The organism is Globicatella sanguinis (assembly GCF_002847845.2).
Classification (GTDB): Bacteria; Bacillota; Bacilli; order Lactobacillales; family Aerococcaceae; genus Globicatella; species Globicatella sanguinis.
In genome coordinates, this window is record NZ_CP126962.1 from 371,907 (window position 1) to 396,137 (window position 24,231).

Consider the following 24,231-nt stretch of genomic DNA (forward strand, 5'->3'; position numbering starts at 1 on the left):
ATGAAAATTTTATTTAAGCATCTAAATCAATCTCATCCAATTTTTGACGTTGCTTGCGTTTATAAATAGTTGAAATTAAGATTAAAATAGCACCTAACATTAACAAAATCAATGCCCAAGTCATGGCTCTTTGTTGTTCTCCAGTTGTTGGTAATTGGACCGTTTGCTTTTTATTTGCGTTGGATGATGACTGTTGCTGATTGTTAGTCTTATTGGCTTCTGTATCATTTGCTTGATTATTACGATCCTTTTCACTCGATTGATTATTATTTGATTGTGTCTTTTTCTGGGACGACTGATTATTCGATTTCTCTGTTGAGATATTGTTTTTATTTAAATTTGATTGCTTGTTGTTGTTAGTCTTTTGATTGGTTGCTAATTTTGCTTTAATATTGTCCAGCGTATTAGTGTTATTACTTGATTTTGTTGTCGATGGTACCTGTTGGGTATTCGTGCTACGATTAGCAGAATATCTTGAACCCGATAATGGCTTAGTCGATGATGGAGACTCTTGGTTAGATGAATTGTCCACTATATTATGGGTAGATTCATCTTCTTTTGTATCTTCATTATTTGATGATTCAGTAATTGCATTATTATCTTCCACTTCAATGTCGCTCGTGGTTTCTTCTTCGACAAGCGTATGCCAATCGATGTCACGGTAATAGTATTCTGCTAAATAACCGGTAGTTGATGCTTCGACCGGGTGCCAAGTTTGAGTCGCTTCATTAAAGGTGACCATTTTTACTTGATATTTCTGATTAAGTTGACGTACTAAAGCAATCGCATCATCACTTACATAACCTTGATGATTTAAAAAATTTGCTAAATGATCTTTAATTAGTTGCCATGCATTGGCGTTAATTTGACTAAAATAAAGAAATTGTGCTTCTTTAATTAATAATAATTCCTGATACCTTATCAGATAGTCTTCACTGGTTTGACTTTGATAAACATCATTTTGTGCGATGCTGACAAAGCGAATCACATCATTAATGCTCAATTCTTTTCGATATTGATAGGCGCTCTTTAAATCATCGTCTAGCTGAATATTCCCTTTTAAGTTAAGTGTTTGCGTTATCTCCTCAATTGTTAAAATTTGAGTAAATTGTTGATAAATATCTTCAAATCGTAGTTGATAATAAGGATATGGTACTAATTGTGATAAATAGAAATCTAAATTAGCTAAATATTCGGTTAAACTACTCATTTGGTGATCAATTAAAAAACTTTCCGCATTGATCTTAGGCACAGAATAAGCATATAGAAGACATTGATTCAATTGTTGATCAGCCATTTGATTTTCAGCTAATTGATTTTGTGCTACTTCCAATAAATATAGGGTCTCATGATACTGTGTTTCGACCATTGAGCGTGAAGCAATGACTTCGTTTTGTTGTTGAATAATTCCCTCCAAGTATTGTTGCCACTCAATGACATTTTGATCCATTTCCACCAAACTTAATTGTTCCGCTTCTGTAAGGTTATTAAATTCCGGTTCGGTTGTCTGCAGCGTTAAATAAGTTGCTTCGATGACTTCATTTAAGGTGTTGGTTGCTTGAATAATCGAATAGTTTTCATTGTGTTCGAGAGATTCAATTTCACTGGTTAAGCGATTAAATTCGCTTTCTAATTCGGATAAAGTTGTTTGATAATTCGTTATCAATTGATTAAGTTCACTCATATTGTCACTTTGATTAAACTGGTTTTGGATTAAAATTTGACAATTTTCCTGATTAATGATGTCTCCTTCCCAGTTAGTAATTAATTGGTAAGGTTGAGCTAACTCAACGGCTTGTGCTGTCACAGTGTGCGGTACTATCGTCATGATTAAAAATACTATCAATGTAATTAAATGCCATTTTTTCATTGTACACCCTCCTAAGAATAGGTACGTAAAAATAATGCCAAATACTTTTGAGCATATAAAAAAGAGTGGACCAGAAGTAGAAAATCAAATAATTTCCACTTCGTTGGTCCACCTTGCCTACTAGCGTTAAGTATAAAATAAAGCTTGAGGGTAAAATTCTTATATTATTAGTCAATAATCCTTAAAATAGCATCTAAAACAATCATGGGACTTTTCTAGAGAACTATATTCAACCTTTGGGGAAGGTCACCTACTCTAAAGTTAGTCTAAATAATCAACCACTTCAACTAAGTTTGAGTAATAGGTCATGCGTTCTTCTAAATCAGCAAACAAACCATCGCCATTGTAAATGCCATATTGTTCCCAATCTGCCAAAGGTACGACATAATAATCTTCGAATTGAGCACCGATACAATATGTCGGCATAAAACGTATTTTACTAATTTCAAATTCGCCATCCACTTCGGTAAAGGTATACTCGGCAATGCCCCCTACTTTGTTTTCTTGTTCGACTTGACCTGATAAAAAGTTACCATGAGAAAACATTGCGGCTTGATACTTGTTATACACAATAAACGGTTGTGGTACATGAGGATGACCACCTAAAATAAAATTCGCTCCAGCATTACGCACGACATTGTTGACATTAGCTTGATAGACAGACGGTAATGTATCATATTCTTCACCATTGTGAATCATCACCACTGAAATATCCGAAATTTTATTTAAAGCTTCAACTTCTAATGGCATTAAATTCGTATCAATTAAACTTAAAAGATAGGCTTGATCTTCAGGAATATAATTCCCATTTGCACCATAACTATAAGAAAGGAATCCTACTTTAACACCATTCGCGTCTAAAACGCGCATATTATTATAATCATCCCAACTTTCATAGCTACCAACATAAGGCATATCACGTTCTTTCAAAGCTTCAATTGAAGCATAAGCTCCTTTTGCTCCTAAGTCCATTGAGTGGTTAGTAGCATTATTGACAATATCCACCCCAACCGTTTTTAATGCATCAATAATTTCCGAAGGGGCATTAAAGGCTGGATAAGTAGATAATGGGTAAGTATCACCAGCAGCAATCACTTCTAAATTAGCCGTCGTGATGTCCGCATTTTCTAAATATTTTTTAATGGGTTCAAACATTGGAGTAAAGTCATAGCCATCAGCAGTCGCTGCATTGTCGTAAACCCAGTCGTGAATTAATATATCACCGATCGAACGAATGGTCACCGAACGTCCTTCTTTAGTAGGAGTCTCCCCTTCAGCATCAGCGTTTGCTTCATCCGCTTCTTCAGTACTTACGGTAGTCGTAGCATCTTGAGCACTTACCGTAGTCGTTTGCGCATCATTGGCTTGAGAATTAGTAGTTGGACTTTGACAAGCGACATTTAATAAGGTTAATGCACTTAATAACAAAATGTTTCTTAATCTTTTCATCTATATGCTCTCTCTCTTATCTTAATACTATTAGCCTAATTCAATCAATAACTCCCCTGCTTTGATTGAATCTTTTTCTTGGATGTACAATTTCTTCACCACACCCGGTTTAGTCGCAACAATCGATGTCTCCATCTTCATTGCTTCCGTAATAATCAATAATTGTCCCGCTTCAACTTGGTCGCCTTCTTTAACTTTAATAGCAAATACAGTTCCGGGCATTTGAGCTGCAATATGGTTATCATTTTGACGGTCGGCCAATGGTCTAATATCCACAGTCGTTTTGGCGGATAAATCATGGACTTCAACTTTTTGTGATAGTCCATTTAAGTTAAAGTAAACTGTCCTTAACCCATTTGATTTAACTGAACCGATTGAAGTCAATTCAATATTGATTGTTTTTCCTGGTTGTAACTCAACTGAAATTGTTTCATGGGGTTTCATCCCATAGAAGAAAGTTGGTGTCTCTAACACACTTACCTTACCATATTTTTCAACAAAATCAAGAAATTCTTGGGTCACTTTTGGATATAAAGCACCACTTAATAATAATTGTTCGTTTACTGGTGTATAGAGTCGTTTAGATAAGTCTTCTCTCAATGCTTCAAAATCAAATTCCGTCATCAATTCACCCGGTCTTTGAGTGAAAGCAGCTTCTCCTTTTAAAACAACCTTTTGTAAGTCTTCGTTCATCTTGCCTGCCGGTTGACCAATTTCGCCTTTAAAGAAGGAGACAACTGAAGCAGGAAAGTCTAATTTAGCCCCTTTTTCAATGACTGAAGCTTCATCTAAATCATTTTGTACCATAAATAGTGCCATATCACCTACAACTTTAGAAGAAGGTGTTACTTTAATAATATCCCCAAATAATAAATTCACTCGACGATACATTGCACTTACTTCATCAAAACGGTCCCCTAAACCTAGGGATTCAGCTTGCATCTTTAAATTTGAGTATTGGCCACCAGGCATTTCATATTGATAAACCGGTGTCCAAGCTGTTGTTAAATCGGTCTCAAATGGACGATAATATTGACGTGTCACTTTCCAATAATTAGTTAACACATCATTAACTTCCACATTTAACTTGATTTGTCGGTTGGTCCCTTGACGGGCATAGTATAGTGAATTGGCATTAGGTTGCGAATTTTGACCACTTAAAGCTGGATTTGCGGTATCAACAATATCGACGCCCGCATCAATTGCTCGTGAATAAGTTAAAACACCATTACCAGCTGTATCATGCGTATGTAGATGAATCGGTAAAGCAACTTCCTCTTTTAAGGCTTTAACTAATTGATAAGCTGCCTCCGGTTTTAATAGTCCCGCCATATCTTTAATCGCAATCGCATGAACGCCTAATGATTCAAGTTCGCGTGCTAAATTAACATAATATTCTAATGTATATAAAGAAGAACGCTCTGGATTTAAAATATCTCCTGTATAACACAAGGTTCCTTCGACAAATTTATCAGTTTTCAAGGCCGTTTCAATCGGTAATTTCATGGCTTCGACCCAGTTTAATGAGTCAAAAATACGAAAAACATCAATGCCAGCATGCGCACTTTCTTTAATAAATCGTTGAACGACATTGTCTGGATAATTTTGATAACCGACTGCATTAGCGGCTCTCAATAACATTTGGAATGGAATATCGGGAATTAATTCACGTAATTGCTGTAATCTTTCCCATGGACTTTCTTTTAAGAAATTATAAGCCACATCAAAGGTCGCACCACCCCACATTTCAAGTGAGAAATGATCTTTCATCGTTGCATTAATATACGGTGCTACTTTTAACATATCGGTTGTTCTCATACGAGTCGTTAAAACGGACTGATGAGCATCGCGTAAAGTGGTATCGGTTAATAGAGTCGATTTTTCTTCTAATAGTAATTTAGAGACTGCGCTTGGGCCCTTGTCATTTAATAGTTGCTTCCAAGTAGGTTGCTGTATCGCTGAGGGGACTGTTTTTAATCGGTTGCGACTCGCTTTATTGAAGCTTGCTGGGTGAATACTAGAGCGAACCCCTTCAACAGTCGGTATTTCACGTCTTGTAAAATCAGGTTTATCTATCTTTTCAATACCAGGAAAACCATTGACAGTCACATTGGCAATATATTTAAGTAATTTTACTCCTCGTTCTCGTGGAGGAACAAAGTCAAACAACTCAACTTTCTCAGCAATAAAGTTAGTATGATAGTCTCCTAACATAAAGTCAGGATGATGAATAATATTTTCTAGGAAACGAATATTCGTTTTAACACCTGAAATTTGAATTTCATCCAATGCACGTGACATTTTAACAATCGCACCTTTTTTATGAATAGCATAAGATGATATTTTGACTAAAAGCGAATCATAATACGGTGTAATCATTGAACCCGAAAAGGCATCACCAGCATCTAGACGAATTCCTGTTCCGCCTGGCGATTGATAACTGACGATAGTGCCAGAATCCGGTGCAAAATCATTTAATGGGTCTTCAGTCGTAATACGACATTGAATGGCATATCCTCTTGTCACTATTTGGTCTTGTGGTGGAATACCAATCTCCTCGCCAAATAAACTTTCACCATCGGCAATTTGAATTTGTGTTTTCACGATATCAACGCCTGTTACTAATTCAGTAATAGTATGTTCTACTTGGACACGCGGGTTGACCTCAATAAAGTAAAATTCATCATCGGCAACTAAAAACTCTACCGTACCCGCATTAACATAACCGACATGTTGCATTAATTGCAAGGAAGCATCTGTTAATTTTTGACGCATCTCTGGTTGCAAGCCGAACGAAGGAGCCACTTCCACTACTTTTTGATGGCGTCTTTGGATTGAACAATCTCGTTCATATAAATGAATGACATTGCCGTGTTGATCCCCTAATATTTGCACCTCGATATGTTTAGGATTGGCAATATATTTTTCTATATATAAGCGATCATCACCAAAAGATGATTTAGCTTCAGACTTTGCTCGTTCATAACTCTCAGCTAATTCACTAGCCGAATGAACGATACGCATTCCTTTGCCGCCACCACCACTGACTGCTTTAATCATTAATGGGTAACCGGTTGTTGCCGCAAACGCTTCAGCTTCTGCAAGAGATTGAATTATACCCTCACTTCCTGGAATAACTGGCAGTCCAGCACTAATCGCTGTTTCGCGTGCACGGGTTTTATTACCAAACATTTCTAAATGTCTTAACTCGGGTCCAATAAAAATAATTCCCTCTTCTTGACATCTTCTAGCAAAAGTTTCATTTTCACTTAAAAATCCATACCCAGGGTGTATCGCATCGACTAATTTTTCTTTTGCTAAGGCAATAATTCCTTCAATATCTAGGTACGCTTCGATAGGACCTAAATCTTCCCCAATTAAGTAAGATTCATCCGTTTTTTGACGATGCAAGGTGCCAATATCTTCCTTTGAGTAAATACTAACAGTGTTAATGCCAAGCTCCTTACATGCACGTCCAATGCGAATCGCAATCTCTCCACGATTGGCGATTAGCACTTTCTTAATTTTATTCATGATAAATCCTCCTCGTTGGTCTACATCTTCTGTCTATTCATCCAAGTAAATTGGTAAGCATCATTTCACTCACGAAAACTTATGGAATATATAGGAGTATTATAGCACAAAATGAGAAAGTTTCTCATTTATTTTTAAATTTAATGATTTCTTTTAATAATAAAATATTCAACTTAGCCGGTCAATTGTCTTTATCAAAGAAATGATTGTAAAATTAGATAATTAAAGATGATAATTTATCTTTATTAGTATATAATAGTATTATCAAAAACTCATGGAGGTCATTGGAATGTATTTTACTAATCAAAAGTTTGATCATACCGCTTATTTTTTTGAAAATCCAAAGAATCCCTCTTCAACTAAGGAATATATCTATCATCGTCAAATCAACTTAAATGCCAATCATACGCAAACACTGTTCCATTTTGAAGTGCCGGTTAAGATCACTCCCATCAAGGGCTTAACATTATTAGTCATTAAAATAGCCGAAACAGATCGATTTCAAACTTATCTAATTGAATCGGAAGTCACTTTAAGAAAAGGGATTGAGTTCAATGTCTTATGCCTTTCTTCCAGTGCGACTGTCAACCTATCAACCCAAATCAAAGCAGAACCTTCTTATATCAAATTAGATAAGATTTTTACTGCCCAATCAACACCTGTATCCTTTAATTTGTTAACCATTGTATCCACTGTTAGTACGCTTTACTCAGAAGACTACCGCAAAAAATTTGTTAAGCAATCTCATTTTGAAATCATTATCGTAGAGTCGGGACAATTCAACATTGAAATTAATCATACGGTTCATACTTTAACTAAAGGCCACTTAATGATTTTACCACCGGATACACCAAGTATAAGATTTCATCACGCTGACAAACGAACACTCACACATTCAATCCGCTTTACTGCAGAAGGCATCGACTCAGCATTAATTAAGAACTTAATCAATGCGACAGAATATCTAGCTCCGTTATATGATGTCTTGCATCAGGACTTGAGTTTACCATTAGGTGCCGATAAAGTTTGGAATCAATTGGATAATCTCGTCTTTGCACTCCATCGGTCATTGCATCAAAATAACAACGAATCTAGTTCAACTATTATGCGTGAACGCTATGAAAGTGATATATTCAATGAAATCATCGATTACATCCATCAAAGCGATATCGTAGCCTTAAAAGTGAGTGATCTTGTCAATGAATTCAACCTATCACGCTCTACTTTGCAACAGTTGTTTAATAAATATGAACATACCACACCAAAAAGTTATATTAACCAACAACGATTAGAAAAAAGTCGTCAATTAATTCGTGAATCTAATTTATCGATTACACAAATCGCGACTGAATTAGGCTATGGTTCGATTCAATATTTTTCTCGAGCGTTCAGCAAAGCTTTTAATATGAGCCCATCGGAATATGCAAAGGGCTATTCAAAACGCATGTAATATCATTATTTGTTACATATGATTATTATAGTTAAAAAGCATTGACCGAATAGTTGACTTAAACTATCACTTTATAAATGAAATAATGGCGATAACCTAGCTATTATTAATGATACAAAGATAACATTTAAATAACAGGTGCGTTGTTTTTCAAATATTCTCATTTAAGAACAAAAAATTAATTTTCTATAATACAAGTTTGTTATTTGACTCCTTTTATAGCATAAAAAAGCAGTCTGCCAATGGATTAATTTTCCATTTGCTTGACTGCTTTTTTGATTAATATTATGATTCTACCTCTTCTTGGTAATCACAGTTACTACATTTTACTTCGCGACCTTTACGAGTCGTTTTTTCTACAAGGTAGTGGTCACATTTTGGACAGTTACGTGCAATTGGTTTGTCCCAAGAGACAAACTCACAAGCAGGATAACGGTCGCATCCATAGAAGATACGATTTTTCTTCGATTGTCGCTCAATAATTTCACCTTCGTGACAAAGAGGACATTTTACCCCAACTTTCTTCACGATGGCTTCGGTATGACGACAATCTGGGAAGTTACTACACGCATGGAATTTACCATAACGACCAATTTTAACGACCATTGGATTTCCACATTCCGGACAATCATACCCTGCTGGTTCGTCTTTGATTTCAATCTTTTCGATTTTTGACTCGGCTTTCGTTAAATCCGTTTCAAAATCACCATAGAACTTACTTAATACATTGACCCATTGTTCTTTACCTTCTTCAATTGAATCAAGTTCGTGTTCCATTTCGGCAGTAAAGTCTGTGTCGACTATCTGTGGGAAGAACTCTGACATCACATCATTGACAATCTCACCCAATTCGGTTGGTTCAAAGCGTTTCGCAACCATCTTAACATAGTAACGCTTGCGTAATGTTTCGATTGTAGGTGAATAAGTTGACGGACGACCAATGCCTTTTTCTTCTAAAGTCTTAATTAAACTTGCTTCATTATAACGTGCTGGAGGTTGAGTAAAATGTTGTTTAGGTTCTAACTCAACAGCTTTTACTTCGTCACCGACAGTTAATTCTGGTAAGTAATTGTCTTTCGCTTTACTTGGATAAACTTTTAAGAATCCATCAAATTTGATGCGTGATCCTGATGCTCTAAATTGAACTTGGTTTTGATCAATATCACAACGAATAGTATCATACACTGCATCAGCCATTTGACTCGCCATAAAACGTGCCCAAATAAGTGAATACAATCTCAGTTGATCTTTAGTCAACGAATCACTAATGCTGTCCGGGGTCATTGCTGGATTGGATGGTCGAATGGCTTCATGGGCATCTTGGGCTCCGCTACTGTTTTTAGTTGCTCTAGATTTACCATTATATTGTGGACCATAATTCTCACGAATAAATTCATATGCAGCAGACTGTGCAGAAGGTGCGATACGCGTTGAATCGGTACGCATATAAGTAATCAAACCAACAGTTTGGCGTCCAATCGTAATCCCTTCATACAATTGTTGTGCAACCATCATTGTTTTACTGGTTCTAAAATTCAATCGATTAGATGCTTCCTGTTGTAAGGTACTGGTAGTAAAGGGTGGTGAAGATTTACGTAAACGTTCTTTCTCTTCGATATTGGTGACATTGAAAGGTGCTTTTTCATCCAAACGTTTCATCACCTGTTGAACAGCGGTTTCATCTGGTAAATCCATCTTCTTACCATCCATACCGTAAAATTCTGCTTCAAATTTTTGACGACCTTTACTAAATTTTGCTGGAATTTTCCAATACTCTTCAGGTTTGAAATTACGAATTTCTTTTTCACGATCGATAATAATTTTTAGAGTAGCTGATTGTACACGTCCAGCTGATAGACCGCCTTTAATTTTCTTCCATAATAAAGGTGAAATAGAATACCCTACTACACGGTCTAAAATACGACGTGCTTGTTGTGCATCTACTAAGTCTTGATTTATTTTACGTGGCGTTTTGAATGCTTCCTTAACAGTATCTTTAGTAATTTCGTTAAAGACCACTCGATTTTCTGCATCTAAATCTAAATTTAATAAGTGGCATAAATGCCATGCAATAGCTTCACCTTCACGGTCCGGGTCGGCTGCAAGAAAAACTTTTTCAGAGTTTTTCGCCAATTTTCTTAATTCTTTAATCGTGTCGCCGCGTCCCCTAATACTAATATAATGAGGTTCGAAATTATTTTCGATATCGACTCCCATTTTACTTTTAGGTAGATCACGTAAATGCCCTTTACTGGCAACAACTTTATAATTTTTTCCAAGATAGCGATCAATAGTTTTCGCTTTTGTTGGCGACTCGACAATGACTAGATTTTTATAGGTAGACATTATCGCACCTGCCTTTCTTTCAATCTTTTTGAATTTTTCCTTCTATTATATAGTCAAAAACTGACTCGTTATTTTTTTAATTCAAATCGTTAACCATATTATAGGAAAGAAGACAGGTTGTCAAATATAAATATTAAAAATAATGTTGATTTTTAAATAATTGGCGAATGTCAGCCACTGTTTCCGAGACATTTAAAATAGGATACGCTCCACTGGCAATTAATTGATTGCAGCCTTGAGAGTGCTTATCAATCACGCGCCCCGGTAAAGCAAATACTTCACGATTACACTGCAAAGCATAATTAGCAGTGATTAAACTTCCGCTCTTTTGGGCTGCTTCCATCACACAAGTGACCGGTGAAATCCCCGCTATTAACCGATTGCGCATAATAAAATGATGCTTTAAAGGCGGACTATCCGGTAAGTATTCTGAAATCACTAAATGATTTTTGGCTAAGTTTTGTTGAAGCTCCTGGTGTTCACGCGGATAGGTGCGATTAAGACCACTAGCAATCAAGGCTACAGTGCTTCGTGAATGATAAGCTAACGCTGTCTCATGCACAATCCGATCGATACCACGCGCCAAGCCCGAAACTACACCCCAACCTTCTTTGGCAAAAGCAGCTACTAATGACTCCGTCATCATTCGACCATATTCCGTGGTCTGCCGTGAACCTACGATTGACACCAAAGGACGATTTAAACAAGATAAATCCCCTTGATAAAAGAGCAATAAAGGTGGTTGCGCCAATTGATACCACAGAGGTGGATAGTGAGCTTCACCAAAAATAATCGTCGATTTTGCTAATTGTTTGAAATATGCCAATTCAGCCACTTGCCAATCAATCACTTTTTGATCCGTGAATTGGTGATTAAGCCGTAACATTTTAATAATTTGATAAATCTCTTTTATTGGTAAAGCTTCTTGTTGTAAGTGTTCTTGAAATAAATAAGACAAGTAGCATTTTTGTGAACGATAATTAACCCCTGAATATATCAACCCAATCATTTGCTCTTTAATAGATAAATCCATGTGTATTCACTCTCCTTAATAAGTAAATACGCATGGATGAATAGAATCATTTTTTATAAATTTTAAGCGTTTGAGCTACAGGTGAAAATGATTGACGGTGGATAGGGGTATAACCAAATTCAGCCAAAGCTGCCAAATGTAATTTGGTACCATATCCCATATGTTTTTCAAAACCAAATTCTGGATACTCTTTACCATAATCTATCATTAACTGATCACGATATTCCTTAGCTAAAATACTCGCAGCTGCTATCGACAAAGAACGTTGATCCCCTTTTATGATAGATTCTTGTGGTAAAGGCGAATCAATTTTCATAGCATCTAGTAATAAAAAATCTGGTTGTAACGTTAGTTTTTGAACTGATTCCAACATTGAACGTCTAGTGGCTTCATAAATATTAAACTGTTCGATTTCTGCAACAGACGTTACCGTGATAGAATAAGCTAAAGCCGTTGCCTTGATTAAGTCAACAAAATAAGCTCGTTTTTCATGACTTAACTGTTTAGAATCATTCACACCCATTAAGGCATCACAATCTTCTGGTAAAATAACAGCCGCTGTCACAACTGGCCCAGCTAAAGGTCCCCGCCCCACTTCATCAATGCCGGCAATATATTGAAATCCTTGTGTTCTAAGTTTATTTTCAATACTCAAACGTTGTAAATGTTCTTCTTTAACTAATGCTTCTCGTGTTAAACGTTTTTCAAACTGTTGAATTAATTTTTGCACACCTTTACGCTCATCTTTTAATAAATCAGTCGCCTGCAATTCTTCCATTGTTTGAAATGAATCGATTAATTCTTTAATTACTTGAATGGATAAGAAATTAGTCATCAAATGACACCTCATGATACGGTGTGTCCAATGTTAATGACCCTAATTTATTTTGACGATAATCGAAAATAAAACGTTCCGCTGCCGTCATATAATCTTCTTTCAACCCCATTTTTTCTGTCATTGCGATTAAAAGATTAACGCTCGTTTCAGCTTGTACTTGTTCATCAGTTAATTTATAACGTTCAATTAAAATATTGGCATAACGATTGCGGATAATATCAATCAAAGCTAACGCAATATCATCCATATGCAGTAATTGATCTTTAATAGCACCGGTAATCGCTAATTTTTGACCGACTACAGGATCCTCAAATTTAGGCCATAAAATCCCGGGCGTATCTAATAATTCAAAATCTTTCCCCATCTTTAGCCACCGTTGTGCTTTTGTAACGCCTGGTTTATTACCGGTAATCGCTTGATTTTTACCAACAAAACGATTGATTAAAGTCGATTTACCTACGTTAGGAATCCCTAAAATCATTAAACGGATTGCACGTGGTTTAACTCCTTTGGCTTTTTGCTTTTCAAAATATGGTTGCATGATTTCATTACAAATCTTCATTAACTGTTTTAACCCCACATTATGCTGTGCATCAATCGCTACAGCAGGGAAACCTATATCTTGATAATAATCAATCCATTGTTGTGTCATTCGTTTATCTGCTAAATCAGCCTTATTTAAGACTAGTACACGCGGTTTTTGACCGACAATCTCATCAATCATTGGATTGCGACTCGATTCAGGAATGCGTGCATCGACCAATTCAATCACAATATCAACTAAGTTTAATTTTTCATTTGCTTCTCGTCTAGCTTTCGCCATATGACCCGGAAACCATTGAATATTACTCGAAGTCACATTATCATCCTTTCTACAATTATTCTCATCGATTGTACCATAAATAGGACTTGATTTATATCTGAAATTATTGCTCCAGCGATTGACTTAACTAACAAATTGTTGTCTTTATTGATTCATAGATTGTTATAAACATTCATTTGGTTGTCCTTATTATTGGTTTAGTGGTTAAAAATAGGATTAGGCAAGAAATAGAACTCAAATGATTTTATATTCGTCTGTCCACCCGCACAGTTGGGAGTGGACCAGATGTATAAAATGAAATAATTATCGCTTCGTCTGTTTACCCCCGCATAGTTGAGTAGGTCTCAAACAAGTCATTTAGACGCAGTTTGAGGCCATTCAACCATTGCGTTTTAAATTAAGGAACAATAATTTTGACTAAATTTATCAAGTCTATGCCCAGCCTCATCTTAATAAATAAAAAAAGCCCGAACCGAAGTTCGAGCTAATTATTCAAGCAGAGTTCAGAACCCAATCGTTCTGATAACTCACTATGTATATTTAATTAGATTAGATACTAATGGTAGCACCACGGTAGATAACGCCACGACGAGCATCTACAGTAATTAATTCACCATTAGCAATTTTGTCTAAAGCTTCTTTAGCTGAGACAATTACTGGAATACCACGTTCAATCCCCATAATAGCTGCGTGGGAAGTGATTCCGCCTTCTTCAGTAATAATTGCGCCAACTTTTTCTAATGCTGGTGCATAGTCTTTATCGGTTGTGCGAGCAACTAACACTGATCCGATGACAGCATTTTTGTTAGCTGATTCTGCATCTTCTGCTAAAATTGCTTTACCAATAAAGTGTCCATTACCAACACCTTCACCTTTAGCTAATTGAGTTCCAATAACTTGAATTTTCATTAAGTTAGTTGTTCCAGATTCACCTACCGGTACACCTGCTGTGATAAGGATTAAGTCACCTTCTGAAACATAGTCTTTTTCTTGAACTAAAGCTGTTGCATTATCGAACATTTCATCCGTTGAAGCAGGACGTTCAATCACGTGTGCATTAACACCCCAAGTAATTGATAAGCGACGAGCTGTTTGTTCATCAAATGTAGCTGCTACGATAGTGGCATTTGGACGATATTTAGAAATCATTTGAGCTGTATGACCTGAAGAAGTTGCTGCTACAATAATTTCAATACCTAAATTACGCGCTGTATGACCAACTGCTTGTCCAATGGCTTCGGTCATGTCTGATTGATCGTAACGTTTTAAAGCAAAAGCATCTTGACCTTCTAACGCTGCTTCTGTACGAACACAAATATCAGCCATTGTGGTAACTGCTTCAACTGGGAAGTCACCTGCTGCTGTTTCACCAGATAACATTACCGCATCAGTACCATCAAAGATAGCATTTGCTACGTCCCCTGCTTCTGCACGAGTTGGACGTGGGTTACGTTGCATTGAGTCTAACATTTGAGTAGCTGTTACAACTGGTTTACCTGCTTCGTTACATTTTTTAATAATATATTTTTGAACGATTGGCACTTCATGAGTTGGGATTTCTACCCCTAAGTCACCACGTGCAACCATGATACCATCAGAAACAGCTAAGATTTCTTCGATGTTATCTACACCTTCTTGGTTTTCAATTTTAGAAATGATTTTAACTTTTGAGTCGCCTTCTTCTTCTAAAATTGCACGGATTTCCATAACGTCACTTGCACGACGTACGAAAGAAGCTGCAATAAAGTCAATTCCGTTTTGTACACCAAAACGAATATCTGATTCATCTTTATCGGTAATACCAGGTAAATTAACGGAAACATTTGGTACGTTAACACCTTTTTTAGATTTTAAAACACCAGTATTTTCAATTTTGGTTACAATTTCACCATTTTCATGGTCGATTTCTGTAACTAATAAATCAACTAAACCATCATCTAATAAAATATGATTACCAGGAGCTACATCATTGATTAAATCAGCATAAGTAACTGAGAATTTTTCAGCATTTCCTAATACTTCTGTCATTGAAATACGGATAGTATTTCCACGGACTAATTCGACGCCATTGTTTTCCATGTCATTTGTACGGATTTCTGGTCCTTTAGTATCTAAAAGGATTGCTGTATTTAATTTACCCGTTGCTTCACGCGCTGCTTTTAAAGCATTGAAACGCTCTAAATGTTCCTCATGGTTACCATGTGAAAAGTTAAAACGAGCAACGTTCATACCGGCATTTATTAATGCTTCCATTTTATCTTGTGTATTAGTTGCTGGACCTAAAGTACAAATAATTTTAGTCTTTTTCATCTATGTTTTCTCCTTTTAATTGAACTTCAAAATAATGTTAGTTGGCTTTATCAGTTAAATCTTGGTTTAATTGGTATAAATCTTGACGTACAGCATGAGATTTTTTCTCTAAAGTTTCGATAATATCGAATGTAGCGAATTGCTCACCTTTCACACCCATAAACAGACCAGCTTCACCATTAATTAAACAGTCAACCGCACGTGCACCCATTAAAGTTGCAAAAACACGGTCACGAGCACTTGGACTACCACCACGTTGAACGTGGGCTAAAGTAATACCTCGAATTGCCATACCAGGATCTACTTTTTGGAAACCATGGATAAATTCGTCAACACCCATTACACCTTCAGCTAAGATAATCATTGAATGATCTTTACCATTCGCACGACCAGAGTGGACACGTCTTACAATATCCTTCATATCAAAATCTGCTTCAGGAATCGCAATCGCATCAGCACCCGTTGCAACCCCAGCCCATACAGCAATATCTCCTGCATGACGGCCCATTACTTCCACCACAAAAGTACGGTTATGAGAAGATGCTGTATCAGATATTTTATCAATTTCATCTAAGGCGTTATTAACAGCAGAATCAAATCCAATCGTGTATTCCGTTCCAGGAATATCATTGTCAATCGTTCCAGGAATACCGATAATTGGATAACCATGTTTTTGTAATTGTAACGCTCCGGTAAAAGTACCATCGCCTCCGATTGCTACTAGAGCTTCGATACCGTTAGCTTTCATTTGTTCGATAGCTTTAAGCTGGTTTTCTTTTTCTCTGAACTCTGGGAAACGTGCTGAATATAAGAAAGTCCCACCTCGACGAATCTTATCTTGACAGTATGCAACAGTCAATTCTCTAAAGTTTCCTTCAACCAAACCTTTAAAGCCATAGTTTACTCCTACCACTTCAATGCCATGGTGAGCACCTTGTTCAACAACAGCACGAATCGCTGCGTTCATTCCTGGAGCATCGCCACCACTGGTTAAAACGGCAATACGTTTCATATAAAACTTCACCTCAATTTTTTTGTCAAGAATCACAACTCGACTCTTCATGGGTATTGTATCATTTTTTTTAATATAAGTCATGTATTTGTCAAGAAATTAAGATTTATTTTACAATTATTTTTATGTAAACATTTACAAAATCAACCTTTTTGTGAAAATGAGTTAATTTTCATAAACACTTCATAAAATCAATCAAATCGTCTTAACGAAAAGCTATATTTTGCTTGCCTAGACGGTTTTCTAATTCCTTTTGAACGCTTTGTCCAAACCCTATTCGATAGGTGTCATCTAATTGCCAAGTCTTTTTATCTTCCGTCACAAAAATAATGTTACATGGACCAGGATTTTCTGTTGCTAATTTTTTGACAAATTCAACTACTTCTTTTAGGTCAATATTAGCTGTCAGACGAATAAAACATTTGCTCATCGATTTTGACTTTTCTTCTACAGCGATATACTCGTCTACTGGTGCCAAATGATTCACAATGACTTGCATTTCGCCTCGACGGCTACGATCAACTGTCCCTTCCATATATAAGATGGCATGCGGTTGTATCAAACGACTTCTACGTATATAAACATTGGGGAATACGACTAGCGATACTTCATTTTTTCCAGTATCCGCTGTGACAAAGGCCATTTCATCCCCTTTTTTAGTTTCAATTACTCGTAAATCTTGTACAAAAATAATTGTCTTTATTTTACGTTTAATTTTCATTTGATAAAGGTTATTTAAATCGTCTAATGCCTCTAACTGTGCTTGATACTGTTCTAATGGATGTGGTGCCAGTGTAAAGCCTAAAGCCTCTTTTTCTTCTGTAGCTATTTTTGTCTGCGACCATTCTTCTTGTATGTCCACTTTTGGTTCAATCGCTTCAAATAAGTTAAGGTTTAAGCCACTATATTCGATACTTTGTAGGAAACTTGGTAAATTATAAAAAATGGTGGCACGATTATAACCAAAGCTATCAAAGGCACCCGCTCGAACTAGATTTTCAATCAATTCTTGTTTTTGCCATTTCTTCGGTAAGCGTCCTAAATACGAAAATAAATCTTGATAATTACCCTCCAATTTACGCTCATCTAAAATATGAGTAATCATTTCACGTCGAAGGCCTTTAATACTTTCAAATCCGATTCTTAATGCATCCTCTTCAATCGTCACTCCACGAAAACTGCGATTAATATCAACCGGTAAAATTTTACCTAAACGCCTTTTTGCTTCTTCGATATAATCGACAAAACTATTTAAATTGGAACGTCCTTGATTCAAGATTGCTTGGTAAAACTCTAAGGGATAATGTGCTTTTAAGTAAGCCAACTGATAGGCCAATGTAGAATAAACAACCGCATGGGAACGGTTGAACCCGTAACTGGCAAAGGCTTCAATATAATGATAAATCTTTTGCGCTAAATCAGCTTCAATGCCACGTTCTTGGGCCCCTTCAATAAAGTGTGCCTGTTCTCTTTGCATGATATTCGCTTGTTTTTTACCCATTGCTCGACGTAAAATATCGGCTTGTCCTAAGGTAAAACCAGCTAACTGTTGACAAATCTGCATGACTTGTTCTTGATAAATGATAATGCCATAGGTTGATTTTAATATTGGTTCCAACAAAGGGTGTAAATACTCAACGGGTACTTGTTGTTTTTTACGTTTGATATATTCATCAATTTGTTGCATCGGACCCGGTCTAAATAAGGCATTGACGGCGACTATATCTTCAAATTCACTTGGTTGTAAATTACGTAAGACATTTTTAATCCCTTCCGACTCAAATTGAAAAACGCCATTAGTATCGGCCGTTTTGAATAAAGCCAACGTTGCTTCGTCATTCATCGGAAATTGATAAACATCTAATGTTTGACCATGTGTTCGCTTAATATTTAATAAAATATCGTCAAGCAGCGATAAATTTCTTAATCCCAGGATGTCCATTTTTAAGAGACCAACTTTTTCAACATGATGCATCGTTAATTGCGATAACAACATTTGGTTAGATCGTTCCATAACTGGTATTATTTGTTCAAGTGGTTCATCATGAATAATAACTCCTGCTGCGTGGGTTGACATATGACGTGGTAATCCTTCTAATGTTAAAGCAACTTGAAAAATGGCACGATTTTGATCATTCATTTGTACAATTTCTCGTAATTTAGCGGAGATGGTATAGGCGCGTTCTAACGTTATATTTAATTCCGTCGGTATTGAACGAGACCATTGACTCATCTCTTGAGTTGACGCACCTAATACTCTTAAAGTATCCCGCACTGCTTGTTTGGCGCCAAATGTTCCCAGTGTCCCAATTTGAGCCACTTGAGAATGACCATAATGTTCTTCAATGTGTTTTAATACTAAATCACGTTTGTTATCAGGAATATCCAGATCGATATCCGGCATATTATAGCGTTCAGGATTAAGGAAACGTTCAAATAGTAAATCGTACTGCAAAGGATCAACAAAGGTAATGCCTAATAAATAACTGACCAATGCGCCTGCTGCGGAACCTCGCCCAGGACCTACCCGTATATTATTTTTCTGGCAAAAATCCATAATTTCCCATACGATTAAAAAATAATCACTAAATCCCATCTGCGATATAATGGATAATTCATAATGAGCACGATCGACATAAGCCTGGTTTTCAAAGAGACCTTTTTCCTTCATCGAATCTTCTACTAAAGTTTTTAAATATGCATCCGCATCATACCCATCTGGTACTTTAAATTTCGGTAAGAAGGCCTGTTCAAGCGGAATATCAAATTGAAGTTGATTGATTAATTGCTGAGTATTTTCCATGACAAACGGTATTTTCGCTAATTGATACATGGTTCTTAATTCGTCTAACGGATATAGAAAATGATGTCCTTTCATCTCTCTTAATGACAATTCTATCGTTTCGGCTTGATCGATGGCTTCCAATACTTTCAAACTAAATAAATCTTTGGCTTCTAATGTATTTACTTTTTGGTTAGCTACCATTGTCAAATGATGTGACTGAGCAAATTTAGTATATAATGCCACATCTTTTGGGTTATAAGGATAGGCAGCAATGCCAAAATAAACATCCTCATATCCGATTATTTCACGCCACAAACGGACTACTTTTTCAGCAGAGGCATAATCGCCCGCCAATAATAGCTCTTCTAATTCTGATTCACTACCAGTCGAAATTAGCACTAAATTTTCGGTATGCTCTTTTAAAAAACTCCATGGTTCATGGAGTCCTAAATTTTCTTGTGACAATTTTTTTGATAAGGCAATCAGTTCTTGATAACCTTGGTAATTTTTAGCATATAAAAGCACTTTGTATTCTCGATCTTGTCGTATTAATCCATGAGTTTTCATGGTCATACCAATCATAGGGGTTAAATCCTGCGCTTTTGCTGCTTGATAAAATTCAACAACGCCAATTAAACTATTAATATCGGCAATACCGATTTGTTGATAACCATATTGTTTGGCTTGTTGAACATACTGGTCAAGACGCAAAGTACTTTGTAATAATGAATAAGCTGTTTGTACATTTAATAACATTGCCCTCCTCCTTTCTTTTAACACTTTAAGTCTATTATACTATACTTTGATGAGGAGCAAAACTGAATAATTTTTTACGAATCGACTAATTATCATAGAAATACTACCCGTTTTTCATTAATTGTGTTACACTAATCCTGAAAGAAGGTTGTTATATTATGAAATATATCGTTACGCTAGTTTGGGCCTTTATTCTAGGTCAAGTTGCTTATTATTTAGGAAGTCAATTAACAACTGCCGCCTACGACTTTAAAAGTGCTTCAATATTAGGTATTGTTATTGCGATTACTGTTTTCGTTATTGCTCCGATTTTAAAACAAGAACCCCAACATGATCATTAATCAAAATAAACTAATGAATAGAGAGGGAGTGGACCAGAAGTAGAAAATTGAATGATTTTCGCTTCGTCTGTTCACCCCCGCACAGTTGAGTAGGTCTCAAACAAGTCTTTAAGACGCAGATTGAGACCACTCAACCACTGCGCTTTTAAACATCGAACAATGACTTGACTGGATTTTTCAAACTTGTTCTCAGCTACTTTAAGATGCAGTTTGAGGCCACTCAACCACTGCGCTATTAATTAATGAACAATAATCTTATCTAAATTTATCAAGTTTATGCCCAGCCCCTTAGTGTCTCATTAGTTTTTTTATCTTTTAAAATGGATGAAACATCCGTGAAATTAATTTGTCGCCTTTATATGAGCTAGGCTATTAGTCTATTTGATTAGATATACGACATTTAGTTTCAAATGAATGGCATTAACAGCATACAGCGAAACCTTTATTTAGATTGGCGCCTGTTGAAATAAAATGAGTGCGTTTGAAAAGCGTTACTACGAAACCATTAACCTTTAGATACCCATTATTTAAAGAATAATCAAAATGGAAATCAGGTAATCGGCCTATCGCCTCTTAATACTATCTTAACTTTTTAATATCCAACAGTAGTATATATGAACAAGTGATGTCGTCTCTTGTTAACCTATTTAGCCTTTCAGATAAACAAAAACCTTATAGTCTAGCGACTCCAATAGGAATCATTGCTTGACTATAAGGTTATTTTTATTTATTAAGCATTAAAATCAACACGTTTACTAATCGCATACATCACAGGGATTCCTAATAACATGACGACTAATTCACTGACAAATAACGAACCGTAAACTGGCCAAAATGCAGCTTCAGCGCCCACCATTACTAACATAATCGCAATGGTAATACATCCTGCGGCAAATACTACAGCCATCGCTAAATATCTTAAAAAGATCGGATCATATTTAAAGAATTGGTGTGTTTCATTTAATGATACTAACCAATCCCCTACCCAACGACCAATAAGCATCGAAGCTAATGTTGTTAAACTTCCGATGACCATATCGACTGGGCCATATTGATAAAAGTTTGCTAAAAAAACGCCCAACGTTACAGCATAAATATAACGACGATTATAAAGTCCTAAGAAATTTAACATTTCTGAAATTCTAAATTGAACTGGACCATAAGCGACTGGTGCAACTAATAAGGTTAAAACTATATAGAGAGACACGACTATAGCGGATTTTACCAAATCCATGGTGCGACTTTGCGCAGTATAACTTTGATGATTCATTTTTGATTCTCCTTTGTAGGCTGTCATCCTAGCCTAGTAATAACGATGACCAAAGGATGCAGAAGGTATTCCTTCCGTCGAAGTGTCATCGTGTTGTTTATTAACAACTCTCTTATTTTATCGTATTAACCAACCACCGTCAAGTGGAAGAACAACGCCTTGCATATAATCAGCTGCATCGCTCGCTAAAAACAATGTTAATTCGGCTACTTCTTCCGGTTGAGCCCAACGCTTAACTGGTGTTTGATCCGCAACCCAATTTGCCATTGGCTCTTCACCGATAAAATCTTTCGCATTCATAGGTGTTTGAATAGCGCCAGGTGCAATCGCATTGACTCTTAGACCACGTTCAGCATAATCATAGGCTAACTGTTTCGTGAGTCCTGCAATCGCATGTTTAGCAGCTGTATAAGCAACTCCACCACCACCAGCAGTTAAGCTCGCTATAGAAGCCATATTGATAATACGCGAGGTCGGATTTTTTAATAAATACGGTAAAGCATACTTCGCCATTAAAAATTGAGAAGTCAGATTATTCGCAAGTATCTGTTGCCACTGACTGAAGCTAGTTTGTTCAATTGTTTGATAATTATCTAGCATTCCTGCCGTATTACAAAGTACTTGCAATTGCCCATATTGTTGATTTAAAACCTCAAAAACTTCCTTAACGTTGGCTTCGTCGGTTAAATCTTTTTTGATAAAAATTAAACGGTCTGTTTTTGATAGATTATCTGAATAGGGTACTTTGTCGACCGCTAAAACTTTGTGCCCCGCTTTTAAAAAAGCTTGTACTTGTGCATAACCAATGCCAGAACTTGCACCTGTCACGATGACCGTCATTTGCTGTGGCAAAAAGTGTTCTCGCTTAACTTTAGGACTAGTCATTGACAATCATCCAATCCTCTGCCAAAATGTCGCAGACTGTTGGTTGAAACATGCTATATCCTTCACCTTGTACCATTATGACAAAATAAGGGGTCATGGTAACACCTTCAATGGTCGTTTCAGGAATATATTTTACATATTCTTCATAACCGCCCCAACCTTTACGAATAATTTTAGCTCCTTTTTTTAATTCTGGTAAGATTGCTTCAAATGTCATGATTAATAACTCCTTTTTGATAATTTATTTTATTGATTAATAATAGACATGGTACTCTTGAATCATTTATTGTTAGTAACGTTGTGTAATATTATACAGATTAGACAGTCATTTGATAGAATTTGTATTGTTAATCTACAGGCTCAACCCTTATAAAAGAGCATCGTACTCTTGGCCAATCATTTTTTAACCCATTGAATGGGATGCTTATCCAATATTTGATTAATTTTGCTAAAGGGTTTTGAACCAAAAAATCCACGATAAGCGGATAAAGGACTCGGATGAGGTGCCTCTAAAATATAATGTTGTGGATTTGTAATCAACGCCCGTTTCTTTTGAGCGGGTTTACCCCACAATACAAAAATGATGGGCTGTGATTGCTGATTTAATCGTTGAATCACGAGATCCGTTAAGGGTTGCCAACCAATATTTTTATGGGAATTAGCTTGATGTGCTCTTACAGTCAATGAGGTGTTAAGTAATAAAACGCCTTGTGTAGCCCAATGACTTAAATCACCCGACAGCGGAGGCTCAACGCCTAAATCATCGGCTAGCTCTTGAAAAATATTTCTCAATGAAGGTGGTAACTTCATACCATCAGGGACTGAAAAAGCTAATCCTTGCGCTTGACCATCATCATGATAAGGGTCTTGTCCAAGAATCACTACTCTTACTTGATTTAATGGTGTCAGCTTAAACGCATGAAAGATTTGCTCATATTGAGGAAATACTTGATTTGTTTGATACTCTAAATCTACCTCATTTTTTAATTGGATTCCGGCAGGTGTATTGAAATAACCGGCAAAAAAATCATTCCAGTTACTAGTATCATTAAAATTATTCATTAAAAACTCCAACTATAAAATATTTAGGTTGTTAAAGGAAACCTATCATCCTTTTCAAAACACTCTTGAAAATGTGATCATCATTAAAATCTTATGATGTTCACTGCGTCATATAGTTTATCAAACTAAAGAAAGATTGTAAAAGCATCTCAATTAAATTTAATCGTTTGATTAATTAAATGCCTCATCGAAGGTTTGTATGAAAATTTTGTATTGCATAACATGAAAATTGGCCTTGATATCGATTGATAAAGTAAAAATCACTATAGACATTTCATCTAATTAAAATCTGTCTTGTAAGCTTACTACAGTATGTTACGATAATGAGGCTGGGCAAAAACTTTTTAAGTTCTGTTCAGACATATCTATTTATTTCAAAGCGCAGTGGCTGAGTGGTCTCAATCTGCGTTTTTTGACTTGTTTGAGACCTACTCAACTGTGCGGGGGTGGACAGACGAAGCGAAAAT

At 36.1% G+C, this 24,231-nt stretch carries 16 protein-coding genes; 2 read left to right on the forward strand and 14 right to left on the reverse strand.

Annotated features, from left to right (window positions below; all coding sequences use genetic code 11):
- Positions 1–13: 13 nt before the first annotated feature.
- From CYJ72_RS01525 to CYJ72_RS01535, 3 genes are all read right to left on the reverse strand, one after another.
- Positions 14–1,870 (reverse strand): hypothetical protein, encoded by a 1,857-nt coding sequence (locus tag CYJ72_RS01525; RefSeq protein ID WP_284630228.1) that lies wholly within the window; start codon positions 1,868–1,870, stop codon positions 14–16.
- 261 nt (positions 1,871–2,131) lie between these two features.
- Positions 2,132–3,319, reverse strand: coding sequence for a CapA family protein (locus tag CYJ72_RS01530; protein WP_284630229.1), 1,188 nt, complete (start codon positions 3,317–3,319; stop codon positions 2,132–2,134).
- 30 nt (positions 3,320–3,349) lie between these two features.
- A complete protein-coding gene (locus CYJ72_RS01535; protein ID WP_066124081.1) occupies positions 3,350–6,853 on the reverse strand; it encodes a pyruvate carboxylase in 3,504 nt (1,167 codons plus the stop codon).
- Positions 6,854–7,142: 289 nt separating this feature from the next.
- Here CYJ72_RS01535 and CYJ72_RS01540 point away from each other — a divergent pair, with 289 nt between their 5' ends.
- Complete coding sequence (locus CYJ72_RS01540; protein ID WP_066124080.1) at positions 7,143–8,303, forward strand: helix-turn-helix transcriptional regulator; 1,161 nt, start codon at positions 7,143–7,145, stop codon at positions 8,301–8,303.
- 285 nt (positions 8,304–8,588) lie between these two features.
- Here CYJ72_RS01540 and topA read toward each other — a convergent pair whose 3' ends face one another.
- The 7 genes from topA to CYJ72_RS01575 all read right to left on the reverse strand — a co-directional run bounded on the left by topA (position 8,589) and on the right by CYJ72_RS01575 (position 20,206).
- Positions 8,589–10,649 carry a type I DNA topoisomerase gene (gene topA, locus CYJ72_RS01545; protein ID WP_284630230.1) on the reverse strand — a complete coding sequence of 687 codons (2,061 nt, stop codon included), beginning with the start codon at positions 10,647–10,649 and terminating at the stop codon, positions 8,589–8,591.
- Positions 10,650–10,782: 133 nt separating this feature from the next.
- Entirely contained in the window at positions 10,783–11,682 is a 900-nt protein-coding gene (gene dprA / locus CYJ72_RS01550; protein WP_066124076.1) for a DNA-processing protein DprA, read from the reverse strand.
- Between the two features lie 46 nt (positions 11,683–11,728).
- On the reverse strand, positions 11,729–12,517 hold the full coding sequence (rnhB, locus tag CYJ72_RS01555) for a ribonuclease HII (protein ID WP_284630231.1): 789 nt from the start codon (positions 12,515–12,517) through the stop codon (positions 11,729–11,731).
- A complete protein-coding gene (ylqF, locus tag CYJ72_RS01560) occupies positions 12,510–13,379 on the reverse strand; it encodes a ribosome biogenesis GTPase YlqF (RefSeq protein WP_257876989.1) in 870 nt (289 codons plus the stop codon). The genes rnhB and ylqF overlap by 8 nt, the downstream gene beginning before the upstream one ends.
- Before the next feature lie 513 nt (positions 13,380–13,892).
- The gene (gene pyk / locus CYJ72_RS01565; RefSeq protein WP_284630232.1) at positions 13,893–15,653 is read right to left on the reverse strand and encodes a pyruvate kinase; all 1,761 of its coding nucleotides are present in this window, start codon (positions 15,651–15,653) and stop codon (positions 13,893–13,895) included.
- 37 nt (positions 15,654–15,690) lie between these two features.
- Positions 15,691–16,665: a 6-phosphofructokinase gene (pfkA, locus tag CYJ72_RS01570; RefSeq protein ID WP_066124066.1), complete on the reverse strand. Its 975-nt coding sequence runs from the start codon at positions 16,663–16,665 to the stop codon at positions 15,691–15,693.
- A 205-nt stretch (positions 16,666–16,870) separates the two neighbouring features.
- A complete protein-coding gene (locus tag CYJ72_RS01575; protein WP_284630233.1) occupies positions 16,871–20,206 on the reverse strand; it encodes a DNA polymerase III subunit alpha in 3,336 nt (1,111 codons plus the stop codon).
- A gap of 158 nt (positions 20,207–20,364) precedes the next feature.
- Between CYJ72_RS01575 and CYJ72_RS01580 the strand changes: the two genes are divergently transcribed.
- The gene (locus CYJ72_RS01580) at positions 20,365–20,547 is read left to right on the forward strand and encodes a YjzD family protein (protein WP_066124060.1); all 183 of its coding nucleotides are present in this window, start codon (positions 20,365–20,367) and stop codon (positions 20,545–20,547) included.
- A 730-nt stretch (positions 20,548–21,277) separates the two neighbouring features.
- On the opposite strand, the gene CYJ72_RS01585 is transcribed toward CYJ72_RS01580, so the two are convergent.
- The 4 genes from CYJ72_RS01585 to CYJ72_RS01600 form a co-directional block, all read right to left on the reverse strand.
- Positions 21,278–21,817, reverse strand: a complete 540-nt coding sequence (locus tag CYJ72_RS01585; protein WP_101813992.1) for a QueT transporter family protein — start codon at positions 21,815–21,817, stop codon at positions 21,278–21,280.
- Between the two features lie 117 nt (positions 21,818–21,934).
- Positions 21,935–22,702, reverse strand: coding sequence for a 3-oxoacyl-ACP reductase (locus CYJ72_RS01590; protein ID WP_284630234.1), 768 nt, complete (start codon positions 22,700–22,702; stop codon positions 21,935–21,937).
- The gene (locus tag CYJ72_RS01595; RefSeq protein WP_101813990.1) at positions 22,695–22,919 is read right to left on the reverse strand and encodes a DUF2829 domain-containing protein; all 225 of its coding nucleotides are present in this window, start codon (positions 22,917–22,919) and stop codon (positions 22,695–22,697) included. The genes CYJ72_RS01590 and CYJ72_RS01595 overlap by 8 nt, the downstream gene beginning before the upstream one ends.
- A 179-nt stretch (positions 22,920–23,098) precedes the next feature.
- The gene (locus tag CYJ72_RS01600) at positions 23,099–23,764 is read right to left on the reverse strand and encodes a uracil-DNA glycosylase (protein WP_101813989.1); all 666 of its coding nucleotides are present in this window, start codon (positions 23,762–23,764) and stop codon (positions 23,099–23,101) included.
- Between the last annotated feature and the right edge of the window lie 467 nt (positions 23,765–24,231).